Below are 14710 nucleotides of genomic sequence, written 5' to 3' on the forward strand. Positions count from 1 at the left end.
ATATATGCGCCCATTGAAACAGGCAATTTATTCCAGCCGTACGGCTGACAAGTTCGTCGTACGTCTGCCAGACGGAATGCGGGAACGCATTGCCGAGGTGGCTCGCAATCATCACCGCAGCATGAACTCCGAAATCATCGCGCGCCTGGAACAGAGCCTCATTCAGGAAGGTGCGTTGGGCGAAGAGTTGAGCATGCGCCTGGACAGCCCAGAGCTGTCACTGCACGAACGCGAACTGCTGCAGCGTTTTCGTCAGCTCTCCCACCGCCAGCAAAATGCTCTCGTCTCGCTTATCGCGCACGACGTTGAAGCGGCCGCAGAAGCCGATTGATCTGCAACTGAAAGCCGAAGCCAGCCATGTGCTGGCTTTTTTTTTGCGTGGGATTTTTTGTAGGAGCCAGCTTGCCGGCGATCCGGGCGATGCGGCCTGTCAGTTAGACCGAGGGGATGCGATCGCTGGCAAACCAGCTCCTACAGGGAGCTGGCTTGCCAGGAAGGTCAAAGCAGGAAGATCGTGGCCAGGCCCAGGAAGATGAAGAAGCCACCGCTGTCGGTCATGGCCGTGATCATCACGCTGGCCCCCATTGCAGGGTCACGCCCAAGGCGCGCCAGGGTCATGGGGATCAGCACCCCCATCAGCGCAGCCAGCAACAGGTTGAGCGTCATGGCGGCGGTCATCACGACACCCAGCGACCAGCTGCCATACAGCAAGTAGGCCACGATACCGATCACCCCGCCCCACACCACGCCATTGATCAGCGCAACCGCCAACTCTTTGCGCATCAGGCGTGAAGTGTTGCCCGTGTTCACCTGGTCGAGCGCCATGGCGCGCACGATCATGGTGATGGTCTGGTTACCCGAGTTACCACCAATACCTGCCACGATTGGCATCAGGGCCGCCAGGGCCACCAATTTCTCGATCGAGCCCTCAAACAGACCAATGACTCGCGAAGCGATGAATGCAGTGATCAGGTTGATCGCCAGCCACGCCCAACGGTTACGCAGCGAGCGCCAGACGGAGGCGAAGATATCCTCCTCCTCACGCAGACCCGCCATGTTCAGGACTTCGGTTTCGCTTTCTTCACGAATCAGGTCGACCATTTCATCGATGGTCAGACGGCCGATCAGCTTGCCGTTCTTGTCGACCACCGGGGCCGAGATCAAGTCATAACGCTCGAACGCCTGGGCGGCGTCGTAGGCGTCTTCGTCCGGGTGAAAGCTCACCGGATCACTGGCCATGACGTCCGCAACTTTCTTCTCAGGGTCGTTGACCAGCAGACGCTTGATCGGCAGCACACCCTTGAGGATGCCCTCGTAATCGACCACGAACAATTTGTCGGTATGGCCCGGCAGCTCCTTGAGGCGGCGCAGGTAGCGCAGAACCACTTCCAGGCTGACATCTTCGCGGATGGTGACCATCTCGAAGTCCATCAGCGCGCCGACCTGATCCTCGTCGTAAGACAAGGCGGAACGCACCCGCTCACGCTGCTGGCCGTCGAGGGCCTCCATCAGCTCATGGACAACGTCACGCGGCAGCTCTGGGGCCAGGTCAGCCAGTTCGTCAGCGTCCATCTCCTTGGCGGCAGCCAGGAGTTCGTGATCGTCCATGTCGGCGATCAGGGTTTCACGAACCGAATCGGATACTTCGAGGAGAATGTCGCCGTCGCGATCAGCCTTGACCAACTGCCAGAGGGTCAGTCGATCATCAAGCGGCAAGGCTTCAAGGATATAAGCAACGTCGGCGGAGTGCAGATCATCGAGCTTGCGTTGCAGCTCGACGAGGTTTTGCCGGTGGACCAGGTTTTCGACGCGGTCGTGGTTCGGACCTTCCTGGCGGTGCGTGAGGTCTTCGACCACGCGCTGGCGCTGCAGTAGCTCGATGACTTGAGCCAGGCGATCCTGCAGGCTTTCTTGTGTTTTCTTTACTTCTACTTCGGTCATAGGCGAACTCCACTCCCAGCAGCGGGGCACGCCGGAAGGATCAATCAGTCAATTCATGATTGGTAAAGCGGGGTACTGAGTAACTACTGGGTAAGTCCATGGAGGTATTCCACAAGCCCCGGCGGGGCTGACGGGCGCAATGATACACGCTGCGCGCGCTTTTAACGTCAAAAAACTGGAAAGAACAAGCGCTTGCGAGCCAAAGCTGAGCATTGGCTGCATCTATGAACTGCGACGACGCAGCCGAGGAGGAAAACACATGAGGGCAGGATAAAAAGATGAAATCCTACCCAAACCCCAGACGGCAAAAAGCCCGCACTAGGCGGGCTTTTTGTTTGTATGGTGCACTCGACAGGATTCGAACCTGTGACCGCTCGGTTCGTAGCCGAGTACTCTATCCAGCTGAGCTACGAGTGCAGATTGTGTTTTTAGACCAGATCACAACTGGTTGAAGCCGAGTCACCTGCATTGCTGCAACTGACTCTTAAATGGTGCACTCGACAGGATTCGAACCTGTGACCGCTCGGTTCGTAGCCGAGTACTCTATCCAGCTGAGCTACGAGTGCATTTGTTGCCGCGCATTATAGGCCGTTCAATCTCTATGTAAAGCTATTTTTTCGTTTAATTTCAACAACTTAGCGAAAAAACCAGATTGCAACGTACTAAGCAAATAATGGCGGAGAACGGGGGATTCGAACCCCCGACACCCTTTTGAGGTGTACTCCCTTAGCAGGGGAGCGCCTTCGGCCACTCGGCCAGCTCTCCGCAACACGGGGCGTATATTAACCACGTTCATCCCCGTTTGCAAACATAAAAAACGATAAAAATTAAAGGCTTGGTTCTTCGTCCTTCTCTTTCTTGATCCGCAGGTAGATTTCCTCGCGGTGGACCGCTACCTCTTTCGGAGCGTTAACCCCGATACGTACTTGATTGCCTTTGACGCCGAGCACGGTCACGGTGATTTCGCCATCACCGATAATCAGGCTTTCTGCGCACCGACGAGTCAGAATCAGCATACCTTTCTCCTCACGCATTTCAGTTCAGGAACAACAGTCTGCAAAAAAAAGGCCTTCGACCTACAACCAAAAAGGCCATAGCCCTATCCGCCTAAGTATTGTCGAGCCCACGCAAAAGAACATGCGCCCCACAAAAAAAGGAAAGGCGCGGTAAACCGCGCCTTCCTGGCACTGCATCACTCGCCCTGTCGGGCCGGAGCGTCGAGCTCAAACGCGGTATGCAGAGCGCGTACAGCCAACTCCAGGTACTTCTCTTCGATCACCACCGAGACCTTGATCTCCGAGGTGGAGATCATCTGGATGTTGATGCTTTCCTTGGCCAGCGCCTCGAACATGCGGCTGGCAACGCCGGCATGGGAACGCATGCCCACACCCACGATCGACACCTTGGCAATCTTGGTATCGCCGACCACTTCACGAGCGCCAATCTCGCTCGCGGTGTTCTGCAGGATCCGCTCCGCCGCATCGTACTCGTTGCGGTGCACGGTGAAGGTGAAATCGGTGGTGTTATCGTGCGAAACGTTCTGCACGATCATGTCGACCTCAATGTTCGCGCCACTGATAGGGCCCAGGATCTTGAAGGCCACGCCCGGGGTGTCTGGCACGCCACGGATCGTCAGCTTGGCTTCATCGCGGTTGAAAGCGATGCCGGAAATGATCGGCTGTTCCATGGATTCCTCTTCATCAATAGTAATGAGGGTGCCCGGACCCTCTTTGAAGCTGTGCAATACGCGCAGCGGAACGTTGTACTTGCCGGCGAATTCCACCGCGCGAATCTGCAGCACCTTGGAACCGAGGCTGGCCATTTCCAGCATCTCTTCGAAGGTGATCTTGTCCAGGCGCTGGGCCACGGACACCACACGCGGGTCAGTGGTATAGACGCCATCGACATCGGTGTAGATCTGGCATTCATCAGCCTTCAAGGCTGCTGCCAGCGCTACGCCAGTGGTGTCCGAACCGCCACGCCCAAGGGTAGTGATGTTGCCCTGCTCGTCGACACCCTGGAAACCGGCGACAACCACCACTCGACCTTCCTTCAGGTCCGCACGAATCTTCTGATCGTCGATCTGCAGGATGCGCGCCTTGGTGTGCGCACTGTCGGTGAGGATGCGTACCTGGCTGCCAGTGTAGGACACCGCTGGCACGCCACGCTTGTTCAGCGCCATGGCCAACAGGGCAATGGTCACCTGCTCACCCGTCGACACGATCACATCCAGCTCACGCGGCAGCGGCTGTTGATCACCGCTGATTGCCTTGGCCAGGTCAATCAGGCGATTGGTCTCACCGCTCATGGCCGACAGCACCACCACCAGGTCGTCGCCGGCATCGCGGAATTTCTTAACCTTGTCGGCGACCTGCTCGATTCTTTCGACAGAGCCGACCGAGGTGCCTCCAAATTTCTGTACGATCAAAGCCATTTCTAAGCCGCCTCAGCCCGTAAAGGGGCGCCCAATAAACAAATCTTGCAGCACCGCAGCGAGCCCATGACTAGACCATGGGCTCATTAACGGTGCCTTAAATGCCTGCCTCGACAAACGGCACGGTCAGGGCCAGGGCCGCGTCCAGGGAGCCTGCGTCTACACCACCGCCTTGCGCCATGTCCGGACGACCACCGCCCTTCCCGCCCACTGCCGCAGCGGCTTGCTTCATCAAATCACCGGCCTTGAGTTGGCCAGTCAGGTCCTTGGTTACACCGGCAACCAGAACGACCTTATCCTCATGGACACCGCCGAGCAGGATCACTGCGCGGCCGAGCTTGTTCTTCAACTGATCGACCAAGGCCAACAGCGCCTTGCCGTCCTGGCCATCCAGGCGCGCAGCCAGGACTTTCACGTCCTTGACGTCCACCGCCGAAGCCGACAAATCGTCGCCTGCAGCGCTGGCCGCCTTGGCTTGCAACTGTTCCAGCTGTTTCTCCAGCGCACGGTTGCGCTCCAGCACAGCGGACAGCTTGTCGATCAGGTTGTCGCGGCTGCCCTTGACCAGGCTGGCCGCTTCCTTGAGTTGTTCTTCGGCCGCATTGAGGTAGGCCAGGGCCGCAGCGCCAGTCACCGCTTCAATACGACGTACACCGGAGGCCACACCGCCTTCGCTGATGATCTTGAGCAAAGCGATGTCGCCGGTACGGTTGGCGTGGATACCGCCACACAGCTCCACCGAGAAATCGCCGCCCATGCTCAGGACGCGCACGCTGTCGCCGTACTTCTCGCCGAACAACGCCATGGCACCCTTGGCCTTGGCGGTCTCGATATCGGTCTCTTCGGTCTCAACCGCCGTGTTCTTGCGGATCTCGGCGTTAACGATGTCTTCCAGCGCCTTGATCTGCTCAGGCTTGATCGCTTCGAAGTGGCTGAAGTCGAAACGCAGGCGCTGACTGTCGACCAACGAACCTTTCTGCTGAACGTGCTCGCCCAGTACCTGGCGCAGTGCAGCGTGCAGCAAGTGAGTGGCCGAGTGGTTCAGCGACGTTGCATGACGCACGTCTGCGTCCACTTGAGCGTCTACCGGCGAACCCACGGTCAGGCTGCCCGAAGCCAGCACGCCGTGGTGCAGGAATGCGCCACCGGTCTTGGTGGTGTCGCGCACATCAAACCGGCCAGCGGCTGCCTTGAGGAAACCGCAGTCGCCGATCTGGCCACCGGATTCGGCGTAAAACGGCGTCTGGTCCAGCACCACAACGCCTTCGTCACCTTCATTCAAGACGTCGACCGACTGGCCTTCTTTATAGAGGGCAACCACTTTGGCCGAACCGTTGGTGGCTTTGTAACCGGTGAACTCAGTGGCCACGTCAACCTTGACCAGGCTGTTGTAGTCCAGGCCGAACGAGCTGGCCGAACGAGCACGCACACGCTGGGCTTCCATCTCGCGCTCGAAACCTTCCTCGTCGAGGGTCAGGTTACGCTCACGGGCGATGTCGCCGGTCAGGTCCATCGGGAAGCCGTAGGTGTCGTAGAGCTTGAACACCACGTCGCCCGGCACCACGGAGCCTTGCAGGTTGGCGAGGTCCTGCTCGAGGATTTTCAGGCCCTGCTCCAGGGTCTTGGCGAACTGCTCTTCTTCGGCCTTCAACACGCGCTCGATGTGCGCCTGGTTCTGGGTCAGCTCAGGGAACGCGTCGCCCATCTCGGCCACCAGGGCCGCAACGATCTGGTAGAAGAAGCTGCCATTGGCGCCCAGCTTGTTACCGTGGCGGCAGGCGCGACGGATGATGCGGCGCAGCACGTAGCCACGGCCTTCGTTGGACGGCAGCACGCCGTCGGCAATCAGGAAACCGCAGGAACGGATGTGGTCAGCCACCACCTTGAGCGACGCTTGTTCTTCGTTGGCGCAACCGATGGCCTTGGCGGCCGCGGCCAGCAGGCTCTGGAACAGGTCGATCTCGTAGTTGGAATGCACGTGCTGCATCACCGCACTGATCCGCTCCAGGCCCATGCCGGTGTCCACCGACGGCGCTGGCAGTGGATGCAACACGCCATCGGCGGTGCGGTTGAACTGCATGAACACGTTGTTCCAGATCTCGATGTAACGGTCGCCGTCTTCTTCCGGCGAGCCCGGTGGGCCACCCCAGATGTCGGCACCGTGGTCGTAGAAGATCTCGGTGCAAGGGCCGCACGGGCCGGTATCGCCCATGGTCCAGAAGTTGTCAGAGGCGTACGGCGCGCCTTTGTTGTCGCCGATGCGCACCATGCGCTCGGCCGGTACGCCGACCTGCTTGGTCCAGATGTCGTAGGCTTCGTCATCGCTGGCGTAGACGGTCACCCAGAGTTTTTCCTTCGGCAGTTTCAGCACGCCGGTGAGGAAGGTCCAGGCGAAGTTGATCGCGTCTTGCTTGAAATAATCGCCAAAGCTGAAGTTGCCGAGCATTTCGAAAAAGGTGTGGTGACGGGCGGTGTAGCCGACGTTTTCCAGGTCGTTGTGCTTACCACCGGCGCGCACGCACTTCTGGCTGCTGACAGCACGGGTATAGGCACGTTTTTCCTGACCCAGGAAGCAGTCCTTGAACTGGTTCATGCCCGCGTTGGTGAACAGCAGGGTGGGGTCATTGCCTGGGATCAAGGAGCTGGAGGCTACACGGGTGTGACCTTGCTCTTCGAAGAAGCGAAGGAAGGCTTCACGGATTTCTGCGCTTTTCATTAGGTTCTTCCACGGAGGCTGCGGCCAAAGGCCAGTGCGCAACATCATCAGACGGAGCGACGGCAAAGGGCCGCATTATATCGGCCCTTTGCCGGTGGTACAGCGTGTTTATGCGATAGAAACAGTCAATTAGACGGTCTGCACTGTCATTTTCGGGAAAACTCGACAAATGTCTGCAGCACCTGCTCCATCTGTGCCCGGCTCACGTCCAGATGCGTGACCATGCGCAGGCGCGGTGCGGCGCTCAACTTAATACCACGCTCGGCGGCAAACGCCTTCAGGGCCTGCGCCCGGTCGCCGATCTGCACGTAGACCATGTTGGTCTGCACCGGCTCTACTTCATAACCGGCCTTACGCAGTTCATCCCCCAGCCATTGGGCGTTGGCGTGGTCGTCGGCCAGGCGCTGCACCTGATGATCCAGCGCATACAGCCCCGCCGCCGCCAGCGAGCCGGCCTGACGCATGCCACCGCCGACCATCTTGCGCAGGCGTCGAGCCTTGGCAATCAACGCCGTGGAGCCGCACAGCACCGAGCCAATCGGCGCGCCGAGGCCCTTGGACAGGCACACCGACACCGAATCGAAATGCCGGGCGATTTCCCGCGCATCCACGCCCAGCTTGACCGCTGCGTTGTAGAGCCGCGCACCGTCCAAATGCAGGGCCAGGCCGTGTTCACGGGTAAACGCCCGCGCCTTCGCCAGGTACTCCAGCGGCAACACCTTGCCTTGCATGGTGTTTTCCAGGGCCAGCAGACGCGTGCGGGCGAAGTGGAAGTCGTCAGGCTTGATCGCCGCCAGCACCTGGTCCAGGTCCAGCGAGCCGTCCGCCTGCACCTCCAGCGGCTGGGGCTGGATCGATCCTAGCACCGCCGCGCCGCCACCTTCGTATTTGTAGGTGTGGGCCTGCTGGCCGACGATGTATTCCTCACCACGCTCGCAGTGGGCCATCAACGCCAACAGGTTGCTCATGGTGCCGGTGGGCACGAACAACGCAGCGGCAAAACCCAGGCGTTTGGCCAGCTCGGCCTCCAGGTGGTTGACGCTGGGGTCTTCGCCGTACACGTCATCACCGCTGGCGGCATTGGCCATGGCGTCCCGCATGCCGGGGGTGGGTTGGGTCACGGTGTCGCTGCGCAGGTCGATCACAGACATGAAACAAGCCTCTGAGGGATGAGTAAGTTCCTTTTGAAACAGATTACTGCGGGCAAAGCCACGGAATATCAAGCCCTGAACAGCTTCAATCGAATACCAACCAAATAAACCGATATAGCTTATCGATACAGCGGTGGTGCAGTTTTTGAAAAACCGTGTTAAAAACTCTCCGCCGCCAGGGTTCTGGCGGCAACGTTCTCAGGGCGGGGTGCAATTCCCCACCGGCGGTAATTACACGCAATGTGTATAGCCCGCGAGCGCTTGGCGCCTCGAACTGCTCACGCAGGACGGCGACAAGGTCAGCAGACCCGGTGTGATCCCGGGGCCGACGGTCATAGTCCGGATGAAGAGAGAACGGGATTGGCACCTAAGGGCCGCGCGCCGACCTCATGCTTGCATGACGACGCTGTCCGTACCCTTAAATCCCATTCGATTCATAACGCCCTGTTTTTTTCTTAAACAGGAGTCAGAACATGCAACCCACCGCAATCGACAGCAAAAGCAAAAACCATCACGGCGAGCGCGTCGCGTTTATCCAGGCCTGCTGGCACAAGGATATTGTCGACCAATCCCGTAAAGGCTTCCTCGCCGAAATGATCGCCCAGGGCTACCAGGAATCGGACATTGATTTCTTCGAAGTCGGCGGCGCCTTTGAAATGCCCCTGCACGCCAAGCTGCTGGCCAAGACTGGCCGTTACGCCGGTATCGTCGCGGCCGCACTGGTAGTGGACGGTGGCATCTACCGTCACGAATTCGTCGCCCAATCGGTGGTCAGTGGCCTGATGCAAGTGCAGCTGGAAACCGAAGTGCCGGTGTTCTCCGTGTCCCTGACCCCGCACCACTTCCACGCGGGCAGCGAGCACCACACCTTCTTCTTCGATCACTTCGTGCACAAGGGCCAGGAAGCGGCTCGCACCTGTGCCGACACGCTGCACAAAGTGCGTGCCATCCGTCGCAGCGAGCCACGGGCTGTAGCGGTCTAAACCACACCGTGTAGGAGCCGGCTTGCCGGCGATTGCATCACCTCGATTTACGCATAGACCGAGGTGTCTGCATCGCCGGCAAGCCAGCTCCTACAAGGGATCGCGAGAAGCCGTCAGAGACCTACGCCAAACCCGCATCCGTGGTCGGCACAATCAGAATTCCCGCCCGCAAACCGCTCTTGACCTTCGGGTTCGGGAAGATAATGCGCGCCCCCTCCTCCTCGATCACCCAGCGGGTCTTGGCCACGTCTTCGGCCAGCAAATAGCCCTTTTCCAATTCCGAAAAGTTTTCCACATCCGCCGGCAAGTGCAGGAGGAAGGCATCGCTGTGCTTGATGATTTCGCGGGACACGGCAAACAGCTTCAATCCGTCGAGGCTGTCGGTCTCGGGCTCGGTGCCTTCGATGATCTGCTTGAGGCGCGTCTCCAGGCGAGACACGTCCACGCCCTGGTTCTGCCCAAACGGCCGTGCCTTGCCCAACTCCAGGGTGAAGGCTTCTGCGCCCAGCTGCTCGTAGGTAAATGCAGTGAAAGTAATGGAAGTCTTGTTCTGCAACAGCACCGCCTCCATACCGGCGGCACGCAGGCGGGCCAGTTCATGGCGAGAATGCTGGCGGCCGTCCTTCCACGGGTACAGCGCGAACTGCTCGATCTTCGAACCACGGATCGCCGTGTGCAGGTCGTAATGCAGGCGCGAGCGGTCGGGCAGGCTGAAGAAGGTCCGGGCCAGTTGCTCCAGCTCGGCGGCGCGCATGGCCTCCGGGCCGATGTTTTGTTCGTGACGGCCGTTGAACAGCCGGTTGACGTCCAGTTCCAGGTATCGCTCGCCGCGGCGCATGGCCTCGGGGTTGCCGAACAGGAACAGGATACGGTTGCGGGGCTTGATCTCCCCACGGGCAATGCCATGCAACAGGCGGTCGAGCAGTTCGATCGGCGCGGTTTCGTTGCCATGGATGCCAGACGACAGCAGCAAGTCGCTGCCGTTGTCTCGGCCCTGCGGCGGGCGCACTTCAAGCGCGCCCTCGCTGAGCCAGCGCATCTGCACGCCGTCGACAGTCAGTTGAATTTTTTGCGCCGGTTCACGACCGGCGAGGGTCAGTTCAAGCAGTTTGCCGAGGGCGAGCATAAGCAGCTTCCTTAGTGGTTGCAGCCTGGGCCGTGGACGTGATCGTCGTCGTCACCTTCAACGTCAGCCGGTTCCATTTCCAGTTGCAGGCTCATCAGGTTGGTCGCCAGGGGGCGCATCAGCAGGTTGGCGTACTCGGCGTCGCCTTCTTCCACGTCCACGCCGATCAGCAGCTGGCCACGGCCGTCGTGCTGGATCCAGATCTCCTTGCCCTGCCACACCACGGCGACGCGGGTGCAAGAGGTTTCCAGCTGGGTGCCGTCGGTGTCTTCAAGGATCAGCTTCAGGGTGTCGGTGGTCATAACTATGTTCTCAGCCGTATGGCGTTAATTGATCTGGAAAGGATAAACCGAGCCCAGTTTAAGGATTTGCGTCAGTTCATCCAGTGCCGTCCGGCATTCAAGCAGTAACTGCGGGTCAGCCAGGTCGCTTTCGCGCAGGCTGTCGCGGTAATGCTTGCCTACCCACTGGGTCAGTGTTTCGTACAACGGCGCGGTCATGATAACGCCTGGATTCACCGCCGCCAGTTCCGTTTCGTTCAACGCCACGCGCAAGCGCAGGCACGCCGGGCCACCGCCGTTCTGCATGCTTTGCTTGAGGTCGAACACCTTCACTTCGCGGATCAGCCCACCGGAAGCGGTCAGGCCCTGCAGGTATTGCCAGACGCGCTCGTTGGCGCGGCATTCTTCCGGCACGATCAGCAACATCGAGCCGTCGGCACGGCTGAGCAACTGGCTGTTGAACAGGTACGAACGCACCGCGTCCTCGACGCTGACCTGGGCGCGCGGCACGCAAACGGACTGGAAGTTGCCGCCCAGTTTGCCCAGCTTGGCGTGCAGTTCACCCAGCATCTGTTCGGTATTGAGGAACGCGTCCTCGTGATAGAACAGCACTTCGCCGTTGCCCACGGCGATCACGTCGTTGTGGAACACGCCGGCATCGATCACCGCCGGGTTCTGCTGGGCGTAGACCACGCCGTCATCCTTCAGCCCGTGCAGGCGCGCAACGGCCTGGGACGCTTCGAGGGTCTGGCGCGCCGGGTACTTCTGCGGCGCCGGGTAGCGCGGGTCGAACGCACTGCGGCCGAACACAAAAAATTCCACGCCCGCCTCGCCGTACTCACGGCAGAAACGCGTGTGGTTGGCTGCGCCTTCGTCACCAAACTGCGCCACAGCGGGCAAGGCGGCGTGGTGGGCGAAGTGCTGTTGATCGGCAAACATCGCCCCCAGCACGCGGCTGGTGGTGGGGTGCTCAATGCTGCGGTGGTATTTGCAGTTGAGGTTGGCGGCGGTGAAATGCACGCGGCCATCCGCGGTGTCGGCGCTCGGGCTGACCGTGGCGGCGTTGGCCACCCACATGCTCGACGCCGAGCAGCTTGCCACCAGCAGCGGCATGGCTTGCTTGGCCGCCTGCTGGATCACCTGCGCGTCACTACCGCTGAAGCCAAGGCTGCGCAAGGCGGCCACATCAGGACGTTCCTGGGGCGCCAATACGCCTTGCACAAACCCCATGTCCATCAGGGCTTTCATTTTTTGCAGGCCCTGCAACGCCGCTTCCTTGGGGTTGGAATGCTGCTGGCTGTTGCTCTGGGACGCGACGTTGCCGAAGGACAAACCGCCGTAGTTATGGGTCGGCCCCACTAGACCGTCAAAATTGACTTCATAGGATTTCATCGGCGAGGCTCCACGAACATCTGTTTTTATAGGCATCTAGTGCAGATCTGTAACTGTTAACCCGATCAACTGTGGGAGCTGGCTTGCCTGCGATGCGGACGACTCGGTCTATGATAAAACCGAGGTGATGCCTTCGCAGGCAAGCCAGCTCCCACACAAGCCCGCCCCCACATTCAGGGCAGCGTAATGCCAGGGGTGAGGGTTGCTGGCACCGCCAGGGTTGGGGTTTCCAACGACGCCACCGGGTACGCGCAATAATCCGCCGCGTAATACGCACTGGCGCGGTGGTTGCCCGACGCCCCTACCCCACCAAACGGCGCGGTACTGGCGGCGCCGGTCAGCTGTTTGTTCCAGTTGACGATCCCCGCCCGGCTTTCCAGCCAGAACTGCTGGTAGCGCGCCTCGGAATCCGACAGCAAACCCGCGGCCAGGCCGTACTGGGTGTTGTTGGCCTCGGCAATCGCTGCTTCGAAACCCGCGTAGCGAATCACTTGCAGCAGCGGGCCAAACAGCTCTTCGTCTTCACGCTCGGTCACGCCAGTCACGTCGATGATGCCGGGGGTCAGCAACGCCGCCTGATCCTGGGGCTGGGTCATTTCCAGCAAGGCGACCGCACCGTTGGCCAGCATCAATTCCTGGGCCTCCATCAATGCCTTGGCCGCCGCGAGGGAAATCACCGAGCCCATGAACGGCGCCGGTTGTTGGTCAAATGCACCCACTGCAATGGTCGAGCTGACCGCCACCAGGCGCGCCAGCAACGCATCGCCCCATGCGCCTTCCGGCACCAGCAGGCGACGGGCGCAGGTGCAACGCTGGCCTGCCGAAATGAACGCCGACTGGATGATGGTATAGACCGCCGCATCCACGTCAGCCACTTCATCCACCACCAGCGGGTTGTTGCCGCCCATCTCCAGGGCCAGGATCTTGTCCGGCCGCCCCGAAAACTGCTGATGCAGGTGGTTGCCGGTACGGCTGGAGCCGGTGAAGAACAACCCGTCGATACCCGGGTTGGCCGCCAGGGCGATACCGGTTTCCCGCGCGCCCTGCAGCAGGTTCAACACGCCCGCCGGCAAACCGGCTTCGATCCAGCATTGCACGGTCAGTTCAGCAACCTTGGGGGTCAGCTCGCTGGGCTTGAACAGCACGGTATTGCCCGCCAGCAACGCCGGCACGATGTGCCCGTTAGGCAAGTGACCCGGGAAGTTATACGGACCAAACACCGCCACCACGCCGTGGGGTTTGTGACGCAGCACCGCAGTGGCGTCGCCCAGGGGGCCGCTCTTCTCGCCGGTACGCTCGCGGTAGCTTTGCACCGAGATGGCGATCTTGTTGGCCATGCTGGTGACTTCAGTGGCCGACTCCCACAGCGGCTTGCCGGTTTCCTCACCGATGCAGCGCGCGATTTCATCGGCGCGTTGTTTCAGGGTAGCGGCGAAGGTTTCCAGCACGCTGATGCGTTCTTCCAACGGGCGCTTGGCCCAGGCCGGGAACGCCTGGCGTGCGGCCTGCACGGCGGACTCAACCTGTTCGGCCGTGGCGCCATTGCCCGTCCACAGCACCTGCTGGGTCACCGGGTTGCGCGATTCGAACAGTTCACCCTGGCCAGCCAGCCAGCTACCTGCGATATACAGCGAATTCATTACTTGGACTCCCGAGCAGCGGACAACGGTACGGCACGCACTTGATCACCGACCACCAGTTGCAGGCGCTTGGCGGTCAGCGGATCGACCACCAGGGTGCCCGCTGCCAGGCGGGCCGGTGCGGCGGTAATACGGCACTCTTCGCGTTTGCGGTTGTGGATCAGGAACGGCGTGGCGTCGTCCCCCGGCGTGCCGATGGCCAACACCAGCGACTGGCTGTCGCGCACCGCACGGATTTTGGTGGTTTCACACTCCACGGCCGGGCCGGCGTCGAAGATATCGACGTAGCCCTGGTAGCTGAAGCCTTCGCTCTTGAGCATGCTCAGGGCCGGCTCGGTGTCCGGGTGGACCTTGCCGATCACGTTGCGCGCGTCTTCGGACAGGAAGCAGCTGTACAGCGGAAACTTCGGCATCAGCTCGGCGATAAACGCCTTGTTGCCCACGCCGGTGAGGTAGTCGGCCTGGCTGAATTCCATCTTGAAGAAGTGACGACCCAGGCTTTCCCAGAACGGCGAACGCCCCGCTTCGTTGGACACACCGCGCATCTCGGCGATGATCTTGTTGCCAAACAGCTGCGGGAATTCGGCGATGAACAGCATGCGCGCCTTGGCCAACATGCGGCCATTGAGGCCGGTGCGGTAATCGGCGTGCAGGAACAACGAACACAGTTCGGAGTTGCCGGTGAGGTCGTTGGCCAAAAACAGCGTCGGAATCTCGCGGTAGATATTCAGCTCCTGGGAGGCGCTGACGGTCAGGCCCACCCGGAAGTTGTACCAAGGTTCACGCAGGCCGACGGCACCGGCGATGGCAGAAATGCCCACCACACGGCCTTCGTCGTTTTCCAGCACGAACAGGTAGTCGGCATCGCCACGCCCGGCGTCGCCACGAAAGGTTTTTTCCGCCCAGCCAACCCGATGGGTCAGGCGCTCTTCGTTGGCCGGCAAGGTGGTGAGGCCGGTGCCGGTGCTGCGCGCCAGATCAATCAGGGCCGGTAAATCGCTGCTGCGTACGGGACGAACGATCATGCTATCTCCTCAGACGGGCCG

The 14710-nt window shown here is 60.5% G+C and carries 12 protein-coding genes, 3 tRNA genes and 1 riboswitch; of the genes, 2 read left to right on the forward strand and 13 right to left on the reverse strand.

Annotation, left to right across the window (positions count from 1 at the left end; genetic code table 11):
* Positions 1–4: 4 nt before the first annotated feature.
* A complete protein-coding gene (locus HX792_RS21350; protein WP_024076996.1) occupies positions 5–331 on the forward strand; it encodes an Arc family DNA-binding protein in 327 nt (108 codons plus the stop codon).
* Between the two features lie 167 nt (positions 332–498).
* On the opposite strand, the gene mgtE is transcribed toward HX792_RS21350, so the two are convergent.
* The 8 genes from mgtE to ltaE all read right to left on the reverse strand — a co-directional run bounded on the left by mgtE (position 499) and on the right by ltaE (position 8242).
* A complete protein-coding gene (gene mgtE, locus HX792_RS21355; protein ID WP_176997952.1) occupies positions 499–1941 on the reverse strand; it encodes a magnesium transporter in 1443 nt (480 codons plus the stop codon).
* A gap of 340 nt (positions 1942–2281) precedes the next feature.
* A tRNA-Arg gene (locus tag HX792_RS21360) sits at positions 2282–2358 on the reverse strand.
* 72 nt (positions 2359–2430) lie between these two features.
* Positions 2431–2507 (reverse strand) — tRNA-Arg (locus HX792_RS21365).
* A gap of 108 nt (positions 2508–2615) precedes the next feature.
* Positions 2616–2706, reverse strand: a tRNA-Ser gene (locus HX792_RS21370).
* A gap of 62 nt (positions 2707–2768) precedes the next feature.
* A complete protein-coding gene (gene csrA, locus HX792_RS21375; protein ID WP_003175645.1) occupies positions 2769–2957 on the reverse strand; it encodes a carbon storage regulator CsrA in 189 nt (62 codons plus the stop codon).
* A gap of 176 nt (positions 2958–3133) precedes the next feature.
* A complete protein-coding gene (locus HX792_RS21380; protein WP_024076998.1) occupies positions 3134–4375 on the reverse strand; it encodes an aspartate kinase in 1242 nt (413 codons plus the stop codon).
* A 97-nt stretch (positions 4376–4472) separates the two neighbouring features.
* Complete coding sequence (alaS, locus tag HX792_RS21385; protein WP_176997953.1) at positions 4473–7091, reverse strand: alanine--tRNA ligase; 2619 nt, start codon at positions 7089–7091, stop codon at positions 4473–4475.
* A 146-nt stretch (positions 7092–7237) separates the two neighbouring features.
* The gene (gene ltaE, locus HX792_RS21390; protein ID WP_176997954.1) at positions 7238–8242 is read right to left on the reverse strand and encodes a low-specificity L-threonine aldolase; all 1005 of its coding nucleotides are present in this window, start codon (positions 8240–8242) and stop codon (positions 7238–7240) included.
* Between the two features lie 190 nt (positions 8243–8432).
* Positions 8433–8602: riboswitch (FMN riboswitch) on the forward strand.
* Between the two features lie 113 nt (positions 8603–8715).
* Here ltaE and HX792_RS21395 point away from each other — a divergent pair.
* A complete protein-coding gene (locus HX792_RS21395) occupies positions 8716–9225 on the forward strand; it encodes a 6,7-dimethyl-8-ribityllumazine synthase (protein WP_176997955.1) in 510 nt (169 codons plus the stop codon).
* A 121-nt stretch (positions 9226–9346) separates the two neighbouring features.
* Here the strand turns inward: HX792_RS21395 and astE are convergent, their stop codons facing one another.
* The 5 genes from astE to astA all read right to left on the reverse strand — a co-directional run bounded on the left by astE (position 9347) and on the right by astA (position 14689).
* Complete coding sequence (gene astE / locus HX792_RS21400) at positions 9347–10351, reverse strand: succinylglutamate desuccinylase (protein WP_176997956.1); 1005 nt, start codon at positions 10349–10351, stop codon at positions 9347–9349.
* Positions 10352–10362: 11 nt separating this feature from the next.
* On the reverse strand, positions 10363–10653 hold the full coding sequence (locus HX792_RS21405; RefSeq protein WP_003214319.1) for a hypothetical protein: 291 nt from the start codon (positions 10651–10653) through the stop codon (positions 10363–10365).
* Between the two features lie 24 nt (positions 10654–10677).
* Positions 10678–12024, reverse strand: a complete 1347-nt coding sequence (gene astB, locus HX792_RS21410; RefSeq protein ID WP_176997957.1) for an N-succinylarginine dihydrolase — start codon at positions 12022–12024, stop codon at positions 10678–10680.
* Between the two features lie 173 nt (positions 12025–12197).
* Positions 12198–13664, reverse strand: a complete 1467-nt coding sequence (astD, locus tag HX792_RS21415) for a succinylglutamate-semialdehyde dehydrogenase (protein WP_176997958.1) — start codon at positions 13662–13664, stop codon at positions 12198–12200.
* Positions 13664–14689 (reverse strand): arginine N-succinyltransferase, encoded by a 1026-nt coding sequence (gene astA / locus HX792_RS21420; protein WP_176997959.1) that lies wholly within the window; start codon positions 14687–14689, stop codon positions 13664–13666. Before astA ends, astD begins: the two co-directional genes overlap by 1 nt.
* Positions 14690–14710: the final 21 nt, after the last annotated feature.

It is taken from the genome of Pseudomonas sp. B6002 (assembly GCF_013385985.1).
Classification (GTDB): Bacteria; Pseudomonadota; Gammaproteobacteria; order Pseudomonadales; family Pseudomonadaceae; genus Aquipseudomonas.